The organism is Providencia sp. PROV261, assembly GCF_028477945.1.
In the GTDB taxonomy this organism is placed as follows: Bacteria; Pseudomonadota; Gammaproteobacteria; order Enterobacterales; family Enterobacteriaceae; genus Providencia; species Providencia stuartii.
In genome coordinates this window covers 23,227-46,709 of record NZ_JAMPMC010000012.1, presented here as the reverse complement: position 1 = coordinate 46,709, position 23,483 = coordinate 23,227, and the positions used below count along the sequence as shown (strand labels likewise).

17 protein-coding genes are annotated in these 23,483 nt (G+C 42.3%); 16 read left to right on the top strand and 1 reads right to left on the bottom strand.

Annotation, left to right across the window (positions count from 1 at the left end):
* Positions 1-2: 2 nt before the first annotated feature.
* The 16 genes from fdx to rluF all read left to right on the top strand — a co-directional run bounded on the left by fdx (position 3) and on the right by rluF (position 22,252).
* Positions 3-338: an ISC system 2Fe-2S type ferredoxin gene (gene fdx, locus PR675_RS08155; protein ID WP_004921377.1), complete on the top strand. Its 336-nt coding sequence runs from the start codon at positions 3-5 to the stop codon at positions 336-338.
* A 33-nt stretch (positions 339-371) separates the two neighbouring features.
* A complete protein-coding gene (iscX, locus tag PR675_RS08150) occupies positions 372-572 on the top strand; it encodes a Fe-S cluster assembly protein IscX (protein ID WP_004921376.1) in 201 nt (66 codons plus the stop codon).
* Between the two features lie 162 nt (positions 573-734).
* A complete protein-coding gene (pepB, locus tag PR675_RS08145) occupies positions 735-2,030 on the top strand; it encodes an aminopeptidase PepB (RefSeq protein ID WP_004921373.1) in 1,296 nt (431 codons plus the stop codon).
* Positions 2,031-2,129: 99 nt separating this feature from the next.
* Positions 2,130-2,588, top strand: coding sequence for an enhanced serine sensitivity protein SseB C-terminal domain-containing protein (locus PR675_RS08140; RefSeq protein WP_004921371.1), 459 nt, complete (start codon positions 2,130-2,132; stop codon positions 2,586-2,588).
* Between the two features lie 422 nt (positions 2,589-3,010).
* Positions 3,011-3,973: an Rpn family recombination-promoting nuclease/putative transposase gene (locus PR675_RS08135; protein WP_014656319.1), complete on the top strand. Its 963-nt coding sequence runs from the start codon at positions 3,011-3,013 to the stop codon at positions 3,971-3,973.
* A gap of 327 nt (positions 3,974-4,300) precedes the next feature.
* Positions 4,301-9,349, top strand: coding sequence for an alpha-2-macroglobulin family protein (locus PR675_RS08130; protein ID WP_060561144.1), 5,049 nt, complete (start codon positions 4,301-4,303; stop codon positions 9,347-9,349).
* 73 nt (positions 9,350-9,422) lie between these two features.
* Positions 9,423-11,744: a peptidoglycan glycosyltransferase PbpC gene (gene pbpC, locus PR675_RS08125; RefSeq protein WP_014656317.1), complete on the top strand. Its 2,322-nt coding sequence runs from the start codon at positions 9,423-9,425 to the stop codon at positions 11,742-11,744.
* A gap of 243 nt (positions 11,745-11,987) precedes the next feature.
* Complete coding sequence (ndk, locus tag PR675_RS08120) at positions 11,988-12,413, top strand: nucleoside-diphosphate kinase (RefSeq protein WP_004921360.1); 426 nt, start codon at positions 11,988-11,990, stop codon at positions 12,411-12,413.
* Positions 12,414-12,565: 152 nt separating this feature from the next.
* Positions 12,566-13,747: a bifunctional tRNA (adenosine(37)-C2)-methyltransferase TrmG/ribosomal RNA large subunit methyltransferase RlmN gene (locus PR675_RS08115; RefSeq protein ID WP_004921358.1), complete on the top strand. Its 1,182-nt coding sequence runs from the start codon at positions 12,566-12,568 to the stop codon at positions 13,745-13,747.
* Positions 13,748-13,940: 193 nt separating this feature from the next.
* Positions 13,941-14,885, top strand: coding sequence for a cytoskeleton protein RodZ (gene rodZ, locus PR675_RS08110; protein ID WP_004921357.1), 945 nt, complete (start codon positions 13,941-13,943; stop codon positions 14,883-14,885).
* A gap of 153 nt (positions 14,886-15,038) precedes the next feature.
* Positions 15,039-16,160, top strand: a complete 1,122-nt coding sequence (gene ispG / locus PR675_RS08105; RefSeq protein WP_004921354.1) for a flavodoxin-dependent (E)-4-hydroxy-3-methylbut-2-enyl-diphosphate synthase — start codon at positions 15,039-15,041, stop codon at positions 16,158-16,160.
* Between the two features lie 215 nt (positions 16,161-16,375).
* Positions 16,376-17,668 (top strand): histidine--tRNA ligase, encoded by a 1,293-nt coding sequence (gene hisS / locus PR675_RS08100; RefSeq protein ID WP_004921351.1) that lies wholly within the window; start codon positions 16,376-16,378, stop codon positions 17,666-17,668.
* A gap of 10 nt (positions 17,669-17,678) precedes the next feature.
* A complete protein-coding gene (locus PR675_RS08095; protein ID WP_004921349.1) occupies positions 17,679-18,302 on the top strand; it encodes a YfgM family protein in 624 nt (207 codons plus the stop codon).
* A gap of 142 nt (positions 18,303-18,444) precedes the next feature.
* On the top strand, positions 18,445-19,617 hold the full coding sequence (bamB, locus tag PR675_RS08090; RefSeq protein ID WP_004921347.1) for an outer membrane protein assembly factor BamB: 1,173 nt from the start codon (positions 18,445-18,447) through the stop codon (positions 19,615-19,617).
* 138 nt (positions 19,618-19,755) lie between these two features.
* Positions 19,756-21,228, top strand: coding sequence for a ribosome biogenesis GTPase Der (gene der, locus PR675_RS08085; RefSeq protein WP_004921345.1), 1,473 nt, complete (start codon positions 19,756-19,758; stop codon positions 21,226-21,228).
* 148 nt (positions 21,229-21,376) lie between these two features.
* Positions 21,377-22,252 (top strand): 23S rRNA pseudouridine(2604) synthase RluF, encoded by an 876-nt coding sequence (gene rluF / locus PR675_RS08080; protein WP_004921343.1) that lies wholly within the window; start codon positions 21,377-21,379, stop codon positions 22,250-22,252.
* A gap of 79 nt (positions 22,253-22,331) precedes the next feature.
* On the opposite strand, the gene PR675_RS08075 is transcribed toward rluF, so the two are convergent.
* Positions 22,332-23,480, bottom strand: coding sequence for a M4 family metallopeptidase (locus PR675_RS08075; protein WP_060561143.1), 1,149 nt, complete (start codon positions 23,478-23,480; stop codon positions 22,332-22,334).
* Between the last annotated feature and the right edge of the window lie 3 nt (positions 23,481-23,483).

Here is a 23,483-nt window from a genome sequence, read left to right as displayed (position 1 = left end):
TTATGCCTAAAATAGTTTTTCTACCTCATACAGAATTATGTCCGGAAGGTGCAGTTGTTGATGCACAACAGGGCGAGTCAATTTTAAATGCAGCATTGCGAGTTGGCATTGAACTTGAACATGCATGTGAAAAATCATGTGCTTGTACAACTTGTCACTGTATTGTTCGCGAAGGCTTTGATTCTCTCGAAGAGAGCAGCGAATTAGAAGATGACATGCTGGATAAGGCATGGGGATTAGAACCAGAAAGTCGCTTAAGCTGCCAAGCTTTGGTCGCTGACGAAGATTTGGTTGTTGAGATCCCAAAATATACAATTAATCACGCTCGTGAACATTAATACTGATATAATCCGCTGTGTGGGGAAGCAAATATGAGCCTTAAATGGTCGAATAGCCGAGAAATCGGTGAAGCACTGTACGATGCGTATCCTGATTTGGATCCAAAAACTGTGCGCTTTACGGATATGCACCAATGGATTTGTGAATTAGAAGAGTTCGACGATGATCCACAAAAATCCAACGAGAAAATCTTAGAAGCCATTTTATTGGTTTGGTTGGATGAGTTCGAATAATTTTCAAATTTGATAGATAAACCGGGCAACTCGTCCGGTTTTTATTTATGAGCACTATCTTGATACCTATTTGGCCGTTAATCGGTTAAGTTACTTCTATCAGCGACTGATTTAGACAAGAGCTGCCTGTAAAAAACAGATACAGATAAAGTGGGAGAAACGATGACAAAACAAATTATGCCAGTAATGATTTCATTTGAAGCCGCGGCACCTTGTTGGGGTGAAGGGGCGTTAGTGAGTTCTGGCGATAAAGGAATAACTATTCATTTAAAGCATCCGGGTAAGTTGTGTGCGGTACAAAGTGCAGGGCGTAAATTGGATAGCCAAGGTATTCGTAATGTTTCTTTAACGGGTGAAGGTTGGGATCTAGAAAAAAGTTGGGCATTTTGGCAAGGTTTCCGTGCACCAAAAGGGGCAAGAACAATAGAGTGGCCAGTTTTGCCAGAAGCGGATCGCCAAGAATTAGAAAACCGTATCCGTACAATTGATTGGGTACGCGATGTGATCAATGCGCCAGCGGATGAGTTAGGGCCAGAGCAACTGGCGCAACGTGCGATTGATTTGTTGTGTCATATTAATGCTGAAGATATCAGTTACCGTATCATTAAAGGTGATGATCTACTTGAGCAAGGGTATGCAGGTATTCATACGGTAGGTCGTGGTTCAAGCCGTGCGCCTGCTTTATTAGCGTTAGATTACAACCCTACAGGCAACCCCCACGCGGCTGTTTTTGCCTGCTTAGTTGGGAAAGGGATCACATTTGATTCAGGTGGCTATAGTATCAAACCTTCATCATCCATGAACTCAATGAAAGCAGATATGGGTGGGGCAGCAACGCTGGTTGGTTCTCTGGCACTCGCTATTAATCGTGGTCTGAAAAAACGCGTTAAATTGTTCCTTTGCTTGGCTGACAATATGGTTAGCAGCAATGCCTTTAAATTAGGTGATATCATCCGTTACCGCAATGGTAAGTCTGTTGAAGTGATGAACACAGATGCAGAAGGTCGTTTAGTTTTGGCTGATGGCTTGATTGATGCAAGTAAAGAGCAGCCATCGCTGATTATTGATGCGGCAACTTTAACGGGGGCTGCAAAAACCGCAGTTGGCAACGACTATCATTCAGTGCTTAGCTTTGATGATAAACTGGTTGCTGAGCTTATGGATGCTTCAAATGAAGAGTTTGAACTGTTTTGGCGCTTACCACTGGCTGAATTCCACCGCCAGCAATTGCCGTCGGGGTTTGCTGACCTAAATAACATTGCTGCACCATCCCATACAGCAGGTGCAAGTACCGCAGCCGCATTCCTATCCCATTTTGTTGAGAATTATCGTCAAAACTGGGTGCATATTGATTGTTCAGCAACGTACCGTAAATCACCAGTGAGCCTGTGGGCTGAAGGTGCAACGGGAATTGGTGTAAGAACGATAGCAAACTTACTGATGAAAAAAGCAGGCTAAAAAGTCTTATCTTAATAAACATTAGCGGGGACGAAGGGGGCGACTTTTCGTGCCCGTTTTTTTATTATAGGGTTAATTATTTTTCTATGAGGCATAAGCATGTCGCAGCAATCCGAATCGAATAAACCTTTTAGCAACGATAACAATATCGAATTTACTGAGTTGGTTATTCCTCAAGGGGCATCGTTAAAATTAAGCGCACTTGAAGAAGAGCCTGAAGCATTAGTAGGGGTCTTAACTGAATGTTTTAAACAGCATAAGGTGGTACGCCGTGCCTTTTTAGTATCTGCCCAAGAAGAAAACCAAGAGGGTGATGAAGCTATTTTAATGGTGGCATTAGAGTTTGTGCCAGGAACTGAGAATATCGATGAGATTATTCATCAAGCGGGAACATTAGCGTGTGAATATTTAGACGATAATGAGTCCATTGATTTTTGTTTAGTTAATGAAGCAGAAAAGGGTATTAGCCATTTTATTACTGAACATATTCAACCTTTCTATCAACGTAAGTTAGGCAGTTGGTTACGTGATTCAATCCCAATTAAAAACACCAAATAAGCTTCTGCAGTGGGTTAGTGGCCCACTGTGGGGTATCCCTCATTAGACCAATAGCTTAAATAACCTAAGCAGCGAGCGTCATTACATATAGCGTTTCAGAATCATGCTATTTTTCAGAGAAACTTTTGTCGTGAGTTAATTGAGCGACTAATGACCTTTTCAGTATTGAGATGATAGGTTTGTCATGTAATGACAAATAGTAGGGTACATCGTCCATATTGATGGTTAAATAGTTTAAAGTCATAAATATTGCTGTGTCGATAACGATATGGCTAGTGTGAGTGTAGTCAGTAACGACTTAATATATGACGAGTTATAGTGGTCATTTAAAATACGATGCTCCCTTCTAAGGCAATCACCAAAATCGCCTGCAAATAAATATCACAATGATTTTTATAGGTCTGCTTAGATAAGGTTCGCTAATGAAGAAAGTACAACGACACTCAGCTCACGATGCGGCATTTAAAGGTTTCATGGCGCAAATAGAAAATGCTAAAGATTTTTTTCATTTTCATTTACCAGAGCATATTCATGCATTATGTGATTTTGAAACATTAACTCTCACTAATTCTTCTTTCATAGACAAACAATTGCGTTCACGATTATCAGATGTGTTGTATTCAGTTCAAACGACAGAAGGAGAAGGGTATATTTACTTACTCGTCGAACATCAATCTTCACCAGACAAATTGATGGCATGGCGATTAATGCATTATGCATTTTTAGCGATGAATCAGCATTTGCAACAAGGGCATAAGAACTTGCCGCTAGTCGTACCTGTTTTGTTTTATCACGGGGAGAGTTCACCTTATCCATATTCACAATTATGGACTGACTGTTTTCCTCTCGCGGATGTGGCTAATAACTTGTACACACGTTCTTTTCCTTTAGTCGATGTCACGGTTATTGATGATAATGAAATTGTTAATTATCGTAAGGTTGCAATTATGGAATTGGCTATGAAACATAAGCATTTGCGGGAGGAAAGTGAGCATGTGATCTCCCTATTGGCTCAAGCGCTCAATAATCACTATAATACTGATAGCGATGTCATCACTATTCTCAACTATCTATTTTTTACGATGGATGCAGAAAATGTTGAGAAAATAGTCCAACAGTTGAGTGAAAAAACTGAAAAGCATCAAGAGGTTATTATGAATATTGCACAACGTTTGCAAGATAAAGGTGTAAAAGCAGGCTGGGAAAAAGGGCATCAACAAGGTCTGGAAGAGGGCATTGAAAAAGGTATTGAAAAAGGCATTGAAAAAGGCAAACATGAGGCAAATCTTGCCACCGCTAGAACACTTTTAAAAAATGGAATTAGCCTTGAGTTAATTATGGAAAGTACAGGGCTAAGCCAAGAAGAACTTATTTCCCTCCAGTGATGTGACAGGCGCTCTGCTTTGTTGATGTGAAGGGCTCTATTTTTTCTTTGTATCTTACAAAATCATCACAACACCGCCTACAGATACATTAATGGATTATCTTATGTGCGTTAATATCTGTTTTATCTGTACTGATGCCTAAAATAGTTAGGGTTTTTTCCGCTTTGTCTTATAGGTACTAATCGCACAATCTGTTAAATTGTGTAACCGATTTACGCACTATCTCAGTCTTTGCTTATTTTAACATCCAGCCAAGATTTCTGTAGCTTCCAACTTATAGATGGAAGTAAAAGCACCATATATTAACTATAAAAGGAAGAATCGGTCATGAATCAACATATTCGTTGGGCTTCATTGGCGGGTCTAAAAACAAAAAAACGTTATATTGTAGCAGCATTAGCCTCAGTTATTGCACTAACAGGTTGTGATAATTCAGACAACACAAATAGTAAAGAAAACAGCGTCGTAGCCGAAAAAAGTGCAACGACAGAAAAAGTGATTCAAACGGCACCGTTAGCGGCGGCAAAGGGAGCTACGCCGAAATTATCAGCAGCTGAAATGATGAAGCGCTATGCGGGTAAAGAGTTAACTATTCTTGATGCCTCTGAGTTGCAACTAGATGGGGCAAGCGCAATGGTTGTCACCTTCTCTGTGCCGCTATATGAGGAGCAAGATTTTAGTCAATATTTAAACTTAGTTGATGTGAAATCAGGAAAATTGGATGGTGCTTGGGAACTATCCGATAATAAAATGGAGTTACGTTTTCGTCACTTACCGCCATCAAGAGAGTTAAATCTCACAGTAAATACAGGGATTAAGGCGATAAATGGGCGTACGATAGAGCAACCATTTGAGAAAAAACTGCAAACAGCACAGATTATCCCAACTGTTGGTTTTGCAAGCAAAGGCTCCTTATTACCGAGCAAAGTAGCACAAGGATTGCCCGTTATTGCGCTGAATGTAGATAAAGTCGATGTGAATTTTTTCCGTATTGACGAAAAGCAATTACCACAATTTCTGTCAATGTGGCAATACCGTAGTAACTATGAATATTGGTATTCAGAAGAGTTTCTCAATAAAACCGAACTTGCTTATACAGGGCGCTTTGACCTCAATCCTGATAAAAACACTCGCCAAACCGTTTTACTACCTTTAAAAGACATTAAAGAGCTACAGCAAGACGGCGTCTACCTAGCTATCATGCAAAAAGCGGGTAGCTACAGTTATCAGTTCCCTGCAACAGTATTCACCCTGAGTGACATAGGGGTCTCACTGCATAGCTATCAAGATCAGGTTGATGTTTTTACGCAATCACTCGCAAAAGGTTCAGCCCTTAAAGGCGTTGAGCTGCGTATCCTTGATGAAAAAGGTCAATTGGTTAACCAAGCGACTACTGATAGCGAGGGGCATGCCAAATTAGATAAATTAGCGGGTGGAAAATTATTGCTAGCGACCCTTGATGGGCAAACGAGCATGATTGACCTTACTCAACCTGCTTTAGACCTCTCTGAATTTGATATTTCAGGCCCTACTGGATACGCAAAACAATTTTTTGTGTTTGGGCCACGTGACTTATATCGCCCAGGTGAACTGTTATTGGTTAATGGGTTATTACGCGACGGTGATGGAAATCCACTTAAAGCGCAACCTGTTAAAGTGGATGTTTTAAAAACGGATGGACAGGTTGTTAGAAGTTTTGTGTGGCAACCTGAGAAAGACCATGATGGTTTGTATCAATACCAGTATGAAATTCCTCAATCAGCGGAAACGGGGGGCTGGTCATTACGCTTTGATTTAGGTGACGGGTCACCACTACGTTACTATAAATTCAATGTTGAAGACTTTATGCCTGAACGCATGGCATTAGATGTCACTACAAAAGATAAACCTATTTTGAATAATCAGCCTGTTGAGTTTGATATTCAAGGCCGCTATTTATATGGTGCACCCGCCGCGGGTAATGAACTTCAAGGGCAAATATTTATTCGTCCTGATCGTGAAGCCGTAGCTAAATTACCTGGATTTGAATTTGGTTTTGCGAGCGAAGAAGGGTTGCAACGTAAGCTTGATGAATTCGATTTAACGCTAGATGATACGGGTGAAACCGCCATTAGTGTGCCACAAAGTAATTGGGAATCTTTACGCTCCCCAATAAAAGTTATTGCGCAAGTCAGTCTATTGGAGGCTGGCGGGCGTCCGGTGACCCGTCGTGCTGAGCAAGCCGTATGGCCAGCAAGAGAGATGGTGGGTATTCGCCCATTATTCAATAAAAAGGAAATTTATGATTATCGAACTGACCGCTATGCCCAACGCTATAATGTTGATGAAAATTCTTTAGCGGAGTTTGAGCTTGTCTTTGCTGATGCTGCCGGAAATAAATTAGAGGCCAACAATTTAACTGCACGCCTGATTTATGAGCGCCGTGATTATTATTGGAATTGGTCTGAAAGTGGTGGTTGGACATCAAACTATGACCAAAAAGATTTAGTGATGGCCAATGAAAACATCAAGATTAGTCAAGGTCAGACAACAAAAGTCTCATTCCCTGTTGATTGGGGTGCCTTCCGTCTTGAGGTTATCAATGAAAATAACCAATTAGTCACCAGTCTACCGTTTTGGGCCGGTTATTCATGGCAAGACAATACGGGCGGTAATGGGGCTGTGCGCCCTGATCAAGTTAAGCTGAGTTTAAATAAACCGGCTTATTTACCGGGTGAAAAAGCAAAAGTTCGTGTGGAATCACCAAAAGCGGGTAAAGGTTATATTTTACTTGAATCAAGTAATGGTCCACTGTGGTGGCAAGAAATTGATGTTCCTGAAAAAGGAATGGAAATTGAGGTACCAGTGAATAAAGAGTGGGCTCGCCATGACCTATACATTACTGCGGTCGTTGTTCGTCCAGGAGATGACTCGAAAGAGGCAACGGTTAAGCGAGCGATTGGGGTACTTCATCTTCCGTTAGCGGATGAAAATCGCAAGATTGGATTAGTGCTCTCAGCACCAACCCAAATGCGTCCAAACCAAGACCTTATCGTTAAAGTGAAAGCGACGGCACAAGATGGCAAGCCATTACCTGAAAAAGTCAATGTATTGCTATCTGCTGTGGATACTGGCGTGTTGAACATTACTGATTTTAAAACGCCCGATCCGTATGACGCCTTCTTTGGTCGTAAACGTTACAGTGTCGATCAGTACGATGTGTACGGTCACCTCATTGAAGGCCAAGGTAAGTTAGCAAATTTACGTTTTGGTGGTGATGGTGAAGATACTTCATTAGATCGTGGTGGAATGAAGCCACTTACAGAAGTGCAAATCATTGCGGAACAGGCGGCACCTGTCACATTAGATAAAAATGGTGAAGGTGAAATTAGCTTACCGATCCCTGATTTTAATGGTGAGTTGCGCGTAATGGCTCAAGCATGGAATGAGAAGGATTTTGGTCATGCTGATAGTAAAGTCGTGGTAGCGGCGCCGCTTATCACTCAAATGTCGATGCCACGTTTTATGGCTGGTGGTGATAAATCTTACTTCGCATTAGATCTCACTAACACGACGGACAATACACAAAATGTGACAGTGACTTTTAAAGCCTCTGGAATGGTGAAATTAGATGGAGTTGCCACGAAAGAGCTAGCCTTAGTGAAAGGTAAACGTACAACGGTAACGTTGCCAGTTCGCGCGGATTATGGTTATGGTCAGGGTGAGGTTTCAATGACAATCAATGGTATTGATTTGCCAGATGAATCATTGAAAGCGTATAGCAATAGTTGGAAAGTCGGGGTTCGCCCTGCACAGCCTGCGGAAACGGTCTCTTATGCTGTTGCTATTGAGCCGGGTGAGCAATGGTCATTACCAACCGAGAATTTACAAGGTCTCTCCCCTAATACGCTCGAAGGTCAAGTTTTACTAACTAGCCGTCCACCATTGCAGATTGCCCGCTATATTCGTGAGTTATTTGCTTATCCATATGGCTGTCTTGAGCAGACAATCAGTGGCTTGTATCCATCGTTATACTCTTCACAAGCAGAGCTGAATAAGTTAGGTATAAAATCGCAGACAGATGATGACCGTCGCAAAGCCATTGAATTGGGGATCCCTCATTTATTAAGCATGCAACGTCCTGATGGTGGTTTCTCGTTATGGGATCGTAACGGTAGAGAAGAGTACTGGTTAACGGCATATGCTGCGGATTTCCTTAACCGAGCAAATCAGCGTGGTTATGCGGTGCCGAAAGAGGCATTAACCAATGCTAATAGTCGTTTATTGAGCTATTTACAAGATGGTAATCAAATTAATTACCCCTATGTAGATGATCAATCAGCCGCACGTTTTGCAGCCCAAGCCTATGCGGGCTTAGTACTTGCAACACAGCAAAAGGCGCCTCTCGGAGCACTACGACAACTCTACTCAAGAAGTCAGGAAGCCAATAGTGGGTTGCCACTAGTACAGTTGGGTATCGCTTTAAATTTGATGGGCGATAAAACACGGGGTGATAATGTAATTGCTGATGGGTTGAAAAAGCAGCGAGCTCGTTACAGCTACAGTGGGGATTATGGCTCAATCATTCGTGATGATGCGATGATCGTTGCGTTACTGAATGAATACCAATTGATGACAAAAGCACGTGATCAAAAACTGCAAATGCTTTCAAACAACTTGGTATCTCAACAGTACTTCTCAACTCAAGAGAGCAATGCGCTGTACTTGGCGGGACGTTATTATGTGAATAATACAGAAACCCCATGGAAAGCGGTCATTAATGGTCAACAACCACCGATGACCTCAGATAAGCCTATCAATGAGTTTTTAACTAAAGAGCAGCTAAAAACAGGTTATAGCATCGAAAATACAGGAACGAACACGTTGTATGGCCAATTGAACGTAGTGGGTTATCCATTGTATACGCCAACACCAAGTTCGAATGTGTTGAATGTGAAACGAACCTATTTAGATCTGCAAGGTCGTCCAATTTCACTCGATCGTTTAAGAACAGGTGAAATGGTTGTGGTGAAATTAGAAGTTAATGCTTCACAAAGAGTACCTGATGCTTTAGTGGTTGATTTATTGCCTGCTGGCTTAGAGCTTGAAAACCAGAACTTAGCAAATAGTAGTGCTAATCTGAGTGAAACTGCGCCAAACTTGCAGGAAGTGATTGATGATATGCAACAATCACAAGTCAACCATATGGAATATCGGGATGATCGCTTTGTGGCAGCCGTTGAGGTTGAGCAATATAGACCGACAACATTAGTCTATTTGGCGCGTGCCGTGACACCGGGGGTATATTCTATCCCGGCTCCACAAGTGGAATCGATGTATGTTCCTGAATGGCGTGCGGTAGGTAAAGCTAACGGCCAATTAGAAGTCGTTCGTTAATCTTTAATCAGCCCTTATACTGGATGCGTGATGATTTCGGTATAAGGGCTATTTGTTTGCGGTATATCCATCTATGAAAAAAAGATTACGACGCGCTGGGTTGGTTTTGCTCTGCTTGGTGATTTTTTTGCCTCTTTTATTTTTGCTGGCAGATAAGATTTGGCCATTGCCGATAAAACAAGTTGAGATGGCGCGCACGGTCGTTGCCCAGGATGGTACACCACTTTGGCGTTTTGCGGATAAAGAAGGAATATGGCGTTACCCCGTAAAACTGGATCAAGTTTCCCCTGAGTTTATCGAAGCATTATTGACCTACGAAGATCGTCATTTTTATCAACATCCCGGTGTTAACCCATTTTCATTACTGAGAGCATTGTGGCAAGACGTCAGTTCAGGGCGCATTGTCTCTGGTGGAAGTACGATCTCAATGCAAGTTGCTCGGTTAGTCGATCCCCATGACCGCACCATAACAGGGAAATTGAAACAGTTATGGCGTACTGCACAACTTGAATATCACTATTCAAAAGATGAAATACTGGAAATGTATCTTAACCGAGCTCCCTATGGAGGTACGATTGAAGGTATCGGTGCGGCCAGTTGGGTCTATTTAAACAAAGCACCTGATAAATTAACCTCGGGTGAAGCGGCATTGTTTGCGGTGTTGCCACAAGCACCTAGTCGACTAAGGCCAGACCGTTACCCCGAAAGAGCGCAAGCTGCACGCGATAAAGTGCTCGATAGACTCGCGGAATATCAGGTGTGGCCAGCAGATAAAATTGAAGATATTAAACAAGAACAGATTTGGTTAGCGCCACGCAAAAATCCGAATTCTGCGCCTTTGTTGGCGCGCCGAGTTGTCAAAGATGCACAAGAAACGGTCATTGAAACCACCATTGATGCAGGGTTGCAGCGCCAATTGGAAGAGATGGCAATTAACTGGAAAAACCAGCTTCCTAAGCAGACATCGCTAGGGATATTGGTAGTAGATCATACTGATATGAGTGTGAAAGCTTATATTGGGTCAATCGATTTTCAAGATAATAGCCGTTTTGGTCATGTCGATATGATCACGGCTTGGCGCTCACCGGGGTCAACATTGAAACCCTTTTTATATGCCTTAGCGATGGATGATGGTTTGATCCACGCTGAATCTTTACTGCAAGATGTGCCTCGACGCTTCGATGATTATCGACCGGGGAACTTTGATAGCGGTTTTAATGGGCCTGTGAGTGTGAGTGACGCATTAGTCCGCTCACTGAATTTACCCGTAGTACAAGTGCTTGACGTTTACGGAAGTAAGCGTTTTACGGCGAAATTACGTAATGTGGGAACAGAATTACGTTTTCCTTTAGCTAGCGAACCTAATTTGTCGTTAATTTTAGGTGGCACTGCCGCTCGTATGGATGAGCTAGTTGCGGCTTATAGTGCTTTTGCTCGCCAAGGGAAAGTGTCGCCATTGCGCTATCGTCCAACAGACACAATACGTGATCGCCAATTAATGTCAGCGGGTGCGGCATGGATTATTCGGCGTATTATGGGTGGTGAAGCGCGCCCTGTTCCTGATAGTAGTTTGACCGCGCAAGTTAATTTAGCGTGGAAAACAGGTACTAGCTATGGTTATCGAGATGCTTGGGCTATCGGGGTAAATCCACGCTACACAATAGGAGTGTGGGTGGGGCGGCCCGATGGTACTCCTGTTGCCGGGCAATTAGGTTATGCGACCGCGATCCCCATTATGAATCAAGTGAATAATTTATTGTTAGGGCGTTTGTATCAATCGAATCAATTGATGCCAAAAGACACCAAGCCATCAACGGTCAGTCAAGCGATGATCTGTTGGCCTAGCGGCACTGTATTACCAGAAGGGGATAGTAATTGTCGGCAACGCCGTTTAAGTTGGATTTTAGATAATACGATCCCGCCAACATTAATGGCGAAAGATCAAGAATCATTATTGGGGTTACGTCAGAAAATATGGGTAAATGAACAAGGGTTGCAGGTTGCTCCTGATTGCTCTAATGCAGTGGAAAAAGAGGTTTATTTGTGGCCGATTACCTTAGAGTCTTGGTTACCACAGAGTGAAAAACGGATAAATCGTTTACCGCCAATCGACTCGTCCTGTCCTCCACTGCGTACGGAAACACCACCTTTGTTTATTTCGGGCATCCGTGATGGGGAAATTCTGCAACGGCTACCAGGAAAAACGAGTTTGGATGTGCGTCTAATGACACAAGGTGGGCAAGGGCAGCAATGGTGGTTTTTAAATGGTGAACAGATCCAAGAGACTGAGCACAATGGTAGCGTTTTACTGACCTTCGATAAGGCAGGAAACTATCAAATTTCGGTATTAGATCTTGGTGGGCAAGTCACGTCAGTTAATTTTAAAGTCAAGTAACAAATAAAAAGTGTGACTGAGTCAAAAAAATAGTGTTTTTTGCTATAAAAAGTTTAACAAAATGTTGATGTGACTGTAGGAAATTGTAATCGTAGCCCCTATAATCAACGCCTTAATTTCTGCTGCTCGTCATCAGAAGATAAACAATATAAAAAACTACAACTGACATCTACTTTGTGTTTTGATTAACATGAAAGTTAAGAATACAAAAGTAAAAGTCACGATATCGCTAAGAGGTTATTTATGACGGTTCAACGTACATTTTCTATTATTAAACCAAACGCAGTGAAGAAAAATGCTATTGGTGCAATCTATAATCGTTTTGAAAGCGCTGGTTTTTCAATCGTTGCCGCCAAAATGTTGCATTTGACTCGTGAGCAAGCAGAAGGTTTCTACGCAGAGCACAAAGGCCGCCCTTTCTTTGAAGGTCTGGTTGAATTCATGACTTCTGGTCCAATTATGCTGCAAGTACTAGAAGGCGAGAACGCAGTTCAACGTCACCGTGACCTAATGGGTGCAACTAATCCAGATAATGCACTGGCAGGTACTCTACGTGCTGACTATGCAGACAGCTTCACTGAGAATGCGGTTCACGGTTCAGATTCTGTTGAATCAGCAAACCGCGAAATCGCGTATTTCTTCACTGAAGACGAAATCTGCCCACGCTAATTGGTAAACTAGTGTAATGCATTAGCATTATTCTTATAAAGTTTGTACAATGCGACGCCCTGTTAATATAATTGTTAACAGGGCGATTTTATTATGAACGTTGTGCTACCAAAGTAGCACTCGCCGAAAGTGTAACAACGAGGCAACTTAACATGTCCGATATGACAACCAGTGCACAATGTGCAACTTCCTCCGCTATTTCTGTCACACCAGAAAACAACACACAAAAAATTAACCTGCTGGATTTGAATCGCAAGCAGATGCGTGAGTTTTTTGCGCAAATGGGTGAAAAACCATTCCGTGCCGATCAAGTCATGAAATGGATTTATCACTACTGTTATGACGATTTCGATCAAATGACAGATATTAATAAAGCGTTAAGAGCAAAACTAAAGGAAGTCGCTGAAATTCGTGCTCCTGAAGTTGCTGAAGAACAACGCTCAGCAGATGGCACCATTAAATGGGCGATAACGGTAGGTGACCAGCAAGTCGAAACGGTTTATATTCCAGAAGATGATCGTGCAACCTTGTGCGTCTCCTCACAGGTAGGTTGCGCGTTGGAATGTAAATTTTGTTCTACCGCTCAACAAGGATTTAACCGTAACTTACGGGTTTCTGAAATTATCGGGCAGGTTTGGCGCGCAGCAAAAATTATTGGTTCATTAAAATCCAGTGGTCGTCGTCCTATTACCAACGTGGTTATGATGGGAATGGGGGAGCCATTACTGAACTTGAATAATGTGGTTCCCGCGATGGAAATCATGATGGATGACTTTGGTTTTGGTTTATCTAAACGCCGAGTCACACTGTCAACTTCCGGTGTTGTTCCTGCGCTGGATAAATTAGGGGATATGATTGATGTCGCTTTGGCGATTTCATTACATGCACCGACTGATGATATCCGTGATGATATTGTACCTATCAATAAAAAATACAATATAGAAACATTCCTGAGCAGTGTAAGACGTTATTTATCCAAATCCAATGCGAATGGTGGTCGTGTCACGGTAGAGTATGTCATGCTTGACCACATTAATGACAGTATTGAACAGGCTCACCAATTAGCGGAATGTTTAAAAGATACGCCAAGTAAAATTAATTTGATACCTTGGAACCCGTTCCCTGGGGCGCCGTATGGTCGTAGTTCGAATAGTCGTATTGATCGTTTTTCAAAAGTATTAATGGAATATGGCTTTACAACGATTGTGCGTAAAACACGTGGTGATGATATTGATGCCGCCTGTGGTCAGTTGGCGGGAGAAGTGATTGACCGAACAAAACGGACCTTGAAAAAACGTATGGCTGGGGAACCTATTAAGGTGAAAGCAGTCTGAAGTTATAGATAAAGTCTAAATATTTGGTCTAATTATCATTTGGGTCATTTATGGATAGGCAAAATGACCCTCATCACCTACAATGTTTTGTAGGTGATGATATTAATATAATTATCACATTAGGATTATTACGAGTAAAGCTAAGGAAAAATAGCTTTATATTTCATTCACTCGGAAACAGTGTTGCCAGCAAATGACTATCGATAACAATACCGAACAAACCCCAATCACTGTAGGAAAATTATTGTCTCAAGCGCGTGAACGTATGGGATTAACACAAGAGTCAGTCGCGGAGCGTCTGTGTCTTAAAGTTAGTACGGTAAGGGAAATCGATGAGGATGTGAAACCTGCTGGCGTTGAACCTACGTTTTTACGCGGTTATATGCGCTTATATGCGCGTATGGTTAATGTGCCTGAAAGTGAATTGAATGCGTTACTTAAAAATGATGAGCCGATTGCGGCATCAACAGTCTCATCAATGCAGAGTTACTCTTTAGGTAAAAAGCGTAAGAAGCGTGAAGGTTGGTTAATGAAACTAACCTGGCTAATTGTCATTGTTTTGATTGCTATGGTTGGTATTTGGTGGTGGCAAGATCATCAAAAACAACAAAATGAATTTGTTACGATGGCAAATCAAAATGATTTGCTTATATCTCAGCAAAATGAAAGTGGAAATCCAGTTGAGCTTTCCAATGGGTCAACAGAGACGCCAACAAATACATCTGAGACAGGTGAAGGTACCCTTGTCGACTTAAACGCCGCTCAAGCGACAGAGAATCAGCCAATTGAATCTTTGCCAGTAAAAACCGTTCCGTTACCGAATTCACCTAATACAACCGTGAGCGTTGATCGCACTCAATCAACGGAAGAGCCTGTAGCTACTCCTGTCGTTCAAGATGCGCTCACCATGAGCTTTAAAGGTTCATGTTGGCTGGAAGTTCGCGATGCGAATAATAAAGTCTTGTATAGTGGTATTAAGAACAGCGGCGACACCTTGGATTTACAAGGTAAATTGCCTTACCGCTTGAATATTGGTGCGCCCGCAAACGTTGATATCAAATTCAATGGTAATGTGGTTGACTTAAGCCGTTTTATTAAAGCGAATCGTTCTGCTAAATTAAAAATACCTGAAGCATAAAGTCACAAATTAAGAAGACGCAAACTGTATCCTAAAACTAGAATTGTGATAGTTTGCAGTTTGCGTTTTTGTGTATAGTGGTCATCGAAGCAATGATTATCAACTACACAACAGTGTTTAAGAGCACATGGATGTCCAGAGAGTAAAATTAAAATGCATAATGAATCACCGATAAAAAGACGTAAATCCACCCGAATTTATGTAGGTAACGTGCCTATTGGCGATGGTGCTCCCATTGCTGTCCAATCTATGACGAATACGCGCACGACGGATGTTGAAGCCACTGTGCGGCAAATCCAATCACTTGAGCGTGTAGGTGTTGATATCGTCCGCGTGTCTGTTCCTACGATGGATGCAGCAGAAGCCTTTAAATTAATTAAGCAGCGCGTGAATGTGCCATTGGTTGCGGATATTCACTTTGACTACCGTATCGCGATGAAAGTGGCTGAATATGGTGTTGACTGCCTACGAATTAACCCAGGTAATATCGGCAGTGAAGAGCGTATTCGCCAAGTCGTTGATAGTGCTCGTCATCACAACATTCCTATCCGTATAGGGGTCAATGGCGGGTCACTGGAAAAAGATATCCAAGAAAAATACGGTGAGCCAACACCTGAAGCATTGGTTGAATCAGCAATGCGACATGTTGATATCTTGGACAGGCTGAATTTCGATCAGTTCAAGGTCAGTGTTAAAGCGTCGGATGTCTTTCTTGCCGTCGGCTCTTATCGTTTATTGGCGCAAAAAATTGATCAACCACTTCACCTCGGTATTACAGAAGCGGGTGGGGCTCGTTCTGGTTCAGTGAAATCAGCAATTGGTCTTGGTATGTTGTTGGCTGAAGGTATCGGCGATACGTTACGTATCTCACTCGCGGCGGATCCTGTTGAGGAAGTGAAAGTCGGTTTTGATATTCTAAAATCGTTACGGATCCGCTCACGTGGCATCAACTTTATTGCTTGCCCAACCTGTTCACGCCAAGAATTTGATGTGATTGGTACGGTAAATGCTTTGGAGCAGCGCCTCGAAGATATTATCACGCCGATGGATGTCTCTATTATTGGTTGTGTAGTGAATGGCCCGGGTGAAGCCGAGGTTTCTACTTTAGGTGTGGCTGGCGCGAAAACCAAAAGTGGTTTCTATGAAGATGGCGTTCGCCAAAAAGAGCGTTTTGATAATGACAATATTATTGATCAGCTTGAGGCGAAAATTCGCGCAAAAGCAGCAATGCTTGATGAAAATAACCGTATAAAGATAAACCAAGTCGAAAAATAATTGTCAAACAACTGGCTCATTGAGGGCCAGTTTTTGTTTTTATGACTTTTTGACGGGGGTTCAGCGCATAGCTTGATGTAAAAATTAAACGGACAAACCCAAAAAGAGCAGAATATTCCCGATTGAAGCGGAATATTGTGGTTTGTCGATTGAACCCAATGACATTTCGCTTTTATAATCGAGTCTATTCGATTCCGAAAAAATAGAGACATAACGTGGCAAAAAATATCCAGGCCGTTCGTGGCATGAATGACTATCTGCCGGCAGACACTCGAGTCTGGCAGAAAATTGAAGCAGTACTTAAAAATATTTTGCAGGGTTACAGCTTTAGTGAAATCCGTACCCCGATTGTAGAGCACACCCCGCTATTTAGCAGAGCGATTGGTGAAGTGACCGATGTTGTCGAAAAAGAGATGTATACCTTTATCGACCGTCACGACACAGATAAAGCAGAGGTAAGTCTCACTTTACGCCCTGAAAATACTGCCGGTTGCGTCCGTGCAGGTATTGAGCATGGTTTGCTGTACAATCAGGAACAGCGTTTATGGTATCTAGGGCCCATGTTTCGTCATGAACGCCCACAAAAAGGCCGCTATCGTCAATTTCACCAACTTGGCGCCGAAGTTTTCGGTCTGGCGGGGCCAGACATTGATGCTGAACTGATAATGATGACAGCACGCTGGTGGCGCGCATTAGGTATCAGCGAACATGTGACGTTAGAGTTAAACTCAATCGGCTCTTTAGACGCTCGTGCAAATTATCGTGAAGCATTAGTGGCCTTCCTTGAGCAGCATAAAGAAAAACTCGATGAAGATTGCAAACGCCGTATGTACACGAATCCATTGCGTGTGCTTGATTCAAAAAATCAAGATGTACAGGCGTTATTAAATGATGCTCCTGAGTTGTTTGATTATTTAGATGATGAATCTCGTGAGCATTTTGATGGTTTATGCAAATTGTTAGATGCAGCGGGTATTCAGTATCGTGTTAATCAACGTTTAGTACGTGGTCTGGATTATTACAACCGCACCGTTTTTGAATGGGTGACAACAGCGCTAGGCTCGCAAGGTACAGTATGTGCTGGTGGACGTTATGATGGTTTAGTCGGTCAATTGGGCGGTAAACCAACCCCAGCAGTCGGTTTTGCTATGGGCATGGAACGTATGGTTCTATTAGTTGAAAGCCTAAATCCTGGCTTTATTGCTGATGAATCTGTCACGGATGTTTATTTAGCCTCATTTGGTGAAAATAGCCAAAAATCGGCGCTGTTATTAGCAGAGCAAGTACGTGATGCTCTACCAAGCTTACGTGTGATGACCAACCATGGCGGCGGTAACTTTAAAAAGCAATTAGCGCGTGCAGATAAACAGGGCGCTAAAGTTGCGTTGATTTTAGGCGAAGAGGAAATCGCTAATCACCAAGTCGGGGTAAAAGATCTACGAACAGGTGAGCAAGAAACAGTATCGCAGCAGCAATTGGCACAGCGTTTAGCTGAACTGTTAGGTTAAGGAGAGGCACGTGGAAGTTTATACAAACGAAAATGAACAAGTTGATGCGATTAAACGCTTTTTTGCTAATAATGGCGTGGCATTGGTGGTCGGGCTTGTTTTAGGGGTTGGGGCTGTTTGGGGATGGAATTACTGGCAGTCACATAAAACAAATATGCTGCAAGAAAGCGCTCAACAGTTTGCAAAAGCGAGCGAAGAACTGCATTCAGGCTCTACTCAAGGTATTGAAGCTGCGCAAAAATTCGCTGCGGATACAACAGATGTATACAGCGCGATGATCGGACTAGAATTGGCTCAAGTGGCTGTCGATAAAGGCGATTTAGCGTTGGCTGAAAAATCATTGTCTGCTGCTTTAACTAAAGCAAAAACCGATGATATGCTTGATTTAATTAATTTCCGCTTAGCAAGAGTGCAGCTTGCACAAGGGAATGCTGATGCAGCATTAGCTTCTGTTGGTAACATCAAAGGAAAGGCATGGCAGGCTGCTGCACAAGATGTTCGTGGAGATGCATTACTTCATAAAGGCGACAATGCAGGCGCAAAAGCTGCATATACTCAAGGGCTAGATAGTGAAGGCTCACAGACGCTTAAAGAACTTCTTACCCTTAAACTGAACAACGTATCTGTACTCTAAATTATTAGGGTCGTATCTAATCGATAGGCCAATCCCCCTTAGAGCGATAGACATACGCGATAGGGGGAAATCAATGGATATCAACAGGATACGGCTTGAAATTGGATGAGTATAATTTATAAGAAGAAAGGAAACGATTATTATGCAGTTGCGGAAAACACTTTTGATTGGCTTAGTCGCTTCAGCTTTACTTGCCGGTTGTTCCAGCGAAACTGATTCTATCGTTATGGCACCACTTCCTCAGGTTGAAAACCAATTTACTCCAACGATCGTTTGGGATAAATCAGTCGGTAATGGTGTAGAGCAGTTTTATTCTGATCTATCGCCAGTATGGGATGGTAGTGCTGTTTATGCTGCCGATCGTAAAGGAATAGTGAAAGCATTAGAACTGGAGAGCGGTAAAGAAATTTGGTCAGTAGACCTTTCTAAGCGCACAGGTTTTCTTTCTGCTAACTTATCCGCACTGCTTTCGGGTGGGTTAACGGTTTCGGGTAACCATATTTATATTGGTACTGAACGCGGAACAGTCATTGCATTGAATAAAGAAGATGGCTCGGTGGTATGGGATGTCGAAGTAGCAGGTGAAGCCCTCTCTCGCCCAGTAGCCAATGATGGCTTAGTTATTGTTCATACCAGTAATGGCATGTTGCAAGCACTTGATGAGAACAGTGGTGAAATCAAGTGGACAGTGAATATGGATACACCATCATTGTCTTTACGTGGTGAATCAGCGCCAAGTATTGCCTATGGTGCCGCTATTGTTGGTGGTGATAATGGCCGCGTTAGTGCTGTACTTTTATCCCAAGGTCAACTTATTTGGCAACAACGTATCTCTCAAGTGACTAGCTCTACAGAAATTGGTCGCTTAGATGATGTTGATATGACGCCAATTATTGATGATGGTACTATCTATGCAATTGCGTATAACGGTACACTCGCAGCACTTGATATGCGTTCAGGACAAATAAAATGGAAACGCGATCTCGGCTCTGTCAATAACATGGTGCTTTCAGGTGAAAACCTTTATCTGGTCGACCAAAATGATCGTGTATTGTCTGTGCGTAAGAGCGATGGCGTAACACTGTGGACACAAGAAGATCTGCTTAATCGTGGGTTAAGTGCACCAGAAATGTACAATGGCTACCTTGTGGTTGGTGATAAAGAAGGCTACCTCCATTGGTTAGACATGAGCACTGGTGGTTTTGTAGCACAAAACAAAATTAACAGTTCAGGTCTGCATAGCCGCCCAGTTGTTGCCAGTGATAAGCTAATGGTTCAGGCAAGAAACGGAACAGTTTATCTGTTAACTCGTTAATTTTCTGACAAGCTGTCAATTTCTCGCTAAAATCAACGGTTCCTAGTGGTAGGAACCGTTTCGTTTTTTGTTTTCTGGTTGGGTTTTGTTTAAGAACCGGGATTCTTTTAGTTAATTAGAGTAGTGAGGCATCAAATAATGATACCCGTCGTAGCGCTGGTTGGGCGTCCAAACGTAGGAAAATCCACGTTATTTAATCGATTAACCCGTACCCGTGATGCACTGGTAGCGGATTTTCCTGGTCTGACTCGTGATCGCAAATATGGTCGTGCCGAAGTGGAAGGGCATGAGTTCATTATTATTGATACGGGTGGTATCGATGGTACTGAGGAAGGCGTCGAAACCCACATGGCAGCACAATCCTTACAAGCGATTGAAGAAGCTGATGTGGTTCTATTTATGGTCGATGCACGTGCAGGGTTAATGCCTGCTGATGAAGGTATCGCAAAACACCTGCGTAGCCGTAAGAAAAAAACATATCTGGTCGCCAATAAGACGGATGGTATTGATGCTGACAGTGTAATTGGAGACTTTTATTCACTTGGCTTAGGTGAAATCCACCCTATTGCAGCGTCACATGGTCGCGGTGTGACCCAGCTAATCGAAAAATCGCTAAAACCTTTCATTGAAATAGAAGAAGAAGTCGAGCTAACCGAGGAAGAAGAAAACGCGGCGTATTGGGCAGCGCAAGAGGCTGAAGCTGAGTTTGATGAAGAAGACGAGGAGTTTGATCCAACAACGTTACCAATTAAATTAGCGATCGTTGGGCGCCCAAATGTAGGTAAATCAACACTGACTAACCGTATCCTTGGAGAAGAGCGTGTTGTGGTGTTTGATATGCCAGGCACAACTCGTGACAGTATCTATATTCCAATGGAGCGTGACGGGCGTGAATACGTTTTAATTGATACAGCGGGTGTCCGTAAACGCGGTAAGATCACCGAGACGGTCGAAAAATTTTCGGTAATCAAAACGCTGCAAGCGATTGAAGATGCGAATGTGGTGTTGTTGGTCATTGATGCGCGGGAAGGTATTTCCGATCAAGACCTGTCACTACTTGGTTTTATTCTTAATGCTGGTCGTTCATTAGTGATTGCGGTTAATAAATGGGATGGAATGAAGCCTGAAGATCGTGAACATGTGAAAGACATGTTAGAGCTACGTCTCGGCTTTGTGGATTTTGCCCGTATTCACTTTATTTCAGCGCTGCATGGTAGTGGTGTAGGTAACCTGTTTGAATCCGTTGAAGAGGCCTATGAGTCTGCGACACGCCGTGTTGGTACTGCATTGTTAACACGTATTATGAAGATGGCGGAAGAGGAGCATCAACCTCCACTTATCCGTGGTCGTCGTGTGAAAATGAAATATGCGCATGCGGGGGGTCATAATCCGCCAATTGTTGTTATTCATGGTAATCAAGTTTCTGATTTGCCTGATAGCTATAAACGTTACCTGATGAATTATTTTCGCCGTTCATTGCAAGTGATGGGTACACCAATTCGTATTCAATTCAAAGAAGGTGAAAACCCTTATGCGAATAAGAAAAATCAGCTAACAGCAACTCAATTGCGTAAACGTAAGCGTTTAATGCAACATTTGAAAAAACGCTAAGCGAAGAAGTCGCACGTCAACGTGAAGCTTCTGAAAAAGCCGTAACAAATTATTCTGTTACGGCTTTTTAATAACTATCCGTTATTATTTAAAGTGAGCTAGGTTCAACCGTTTGGCTCCCTATCTATGCAGATTACAGAGGGTAACCATGCAAATTAAATCTTCGACACGTCTTAATAAGTACATTAGCGAGAGTGGAATTTGTTCAAGGCGTGATGCGGATCGTTATATCGAGCAAGGAAATGTCTTTATTAATGGCAAACGTGCGGCTATCGGCGATCAAGTTTTTAGTGGTGACGTTGTCAAAGTAAATGGACAACTTATTGAACCTAGGAATGAAGAAGACTTAGTGTTAATTGCGCTGAATAAGCCAGTTGGTATTGTGAGTACGACGGAAAGTGGGGAAAGAGATAATATCGTTGATTATGTTAATCACAGTAAACGTGTTTTCCCTATTGGTCGCTTAGATAAAGATTCTCAAGGGCTAATTTTTCTCACAAACCATGGCGATTTAGTGAATAAGATCTTGCGTGCGGGTAATGAGCATGAAAAAGAGTATTTAGTCACGGTTAACAAGCCTATTACTGATGATTTTATTCGTGGTATGGGAGCTGGCGTACCTATCCTAGGCACGGTAACTAAAAAGTGTAAAGTAAAGAAAGAAGCTCCTTTTGTATTTCGGATCACGTTAGTTCAAGGGTTAAATCGTCAGATTCGTCGCATGTGCGAATATTTTGGTTTTGAGGTCACTAAGTTAGAACGCGTGCGTATTATGAACGTGAATCTTTCTGGGATCCCATTAGGTGAATGGCGTGACTTAACAGATGATGAGCTAATTAAGCTATTTGAGATGATTGAAAAATCAGAATCAGAGGCTAAGCCGAAAAAGTCTGCTAAACCGAAAACATCAACGGCAGGGAAAACGGGTAGCAAGCCAAATGCAGGTAGTAAGCCTAAAGGAATGGCTGATACTGCGTCTCGTAAACGTTTCACTCAACCAGGCCGTAAAAAGAAAAGACGCTAACCTTATGTTTTAAAATGTCAGCCGTATTTTATGGCTGACAAGCTCTGTCTGTTAGTGACAGGGCATTTTATTTGCAAACTTAAACGTAGATACCGACATTTTCCCAGCTTTTGCGAGTAAGATTAACGACATGATGGTCAAATTTTTCTGTCGCTGTTCTAATGGTTGCTTTGGCGAAATCGTCAAATGTTGCTCGCGTGCTAAGTGTCTTATCAAACATAGTGCGGATCCAAATCTGTCCCGCTACCTCCCATGAGTAACCACCTAACGTTGTCGCCAGCAGGTAAAATGCTTTATTAGGTATACCTGAATTAATATGCACACCACCATTGTCTTGGAAAATAGATAGATTTTTGTAATCTCTCATATGACCGACTTGTGGGTCTCTGTTTGTTTCCGAAAGGCGATAGGCGGTTCCCGGTGCGGCCATAGAACGTAAAGCAGGAGCTTTGGCTTTATTGATAAAAAGGTTTTCACCGAGCAGCCAATTGGACTCAGCTGCTGTTTCATTTGCTACATACTGTTTAACCATAATACCGACAACATCGGCAACGGATTCATTCAAGGCACCTGACTGGAAAATATAATCAAAATCAGTCGTAAAGGTAATAAACCCATGGGTTAATTCGTGTGCAATAATATCAATATCATTATAAAACGGGCCAAAATAGATACTATCACCATCACCGAAATAGATAGCTTGTGAATTCCAGAATGCGTTTGGATAATTTTTGTCGAAATGAACTACCGCATTGATTTGCGAATCACAACCAAAGATCTTATCAATGTTGAGCTTCTCTTTATAAAACTGCCTAACATAGCCAATAGAATCATAAACAATCTGTACGGGTGTGTATGGTTGTGCAGGATCACCTTCTTTCATAACAATAAGATAGTCTTCATGGGGCATATGAAGTTCATCAGGACTCGGATAGGTAGGCTCCAGTGAAAGGTCAGAACGAGAGCAGATAGGTAGGTTAGAATGGGTATGGTTAGGTAAAAATGCTTTTTCCTGTGCATCGCGGATGATGCGTTCGTAGTTTGTACCTGGGCGGACTGAACAAGTAAATAACTGTTTTAGGTGTTCTTTATCTTCCGTCGAATAGCCTCTGCTCATTAATTCATTGATATGAAGTAGTGTGGATTTAAGCTTTTGGCATTGAGATTCTTTATATAAGTGATCAACAAGGTATGGGGGAAGATAGGAACGACCAAGAATATGATTCATAAA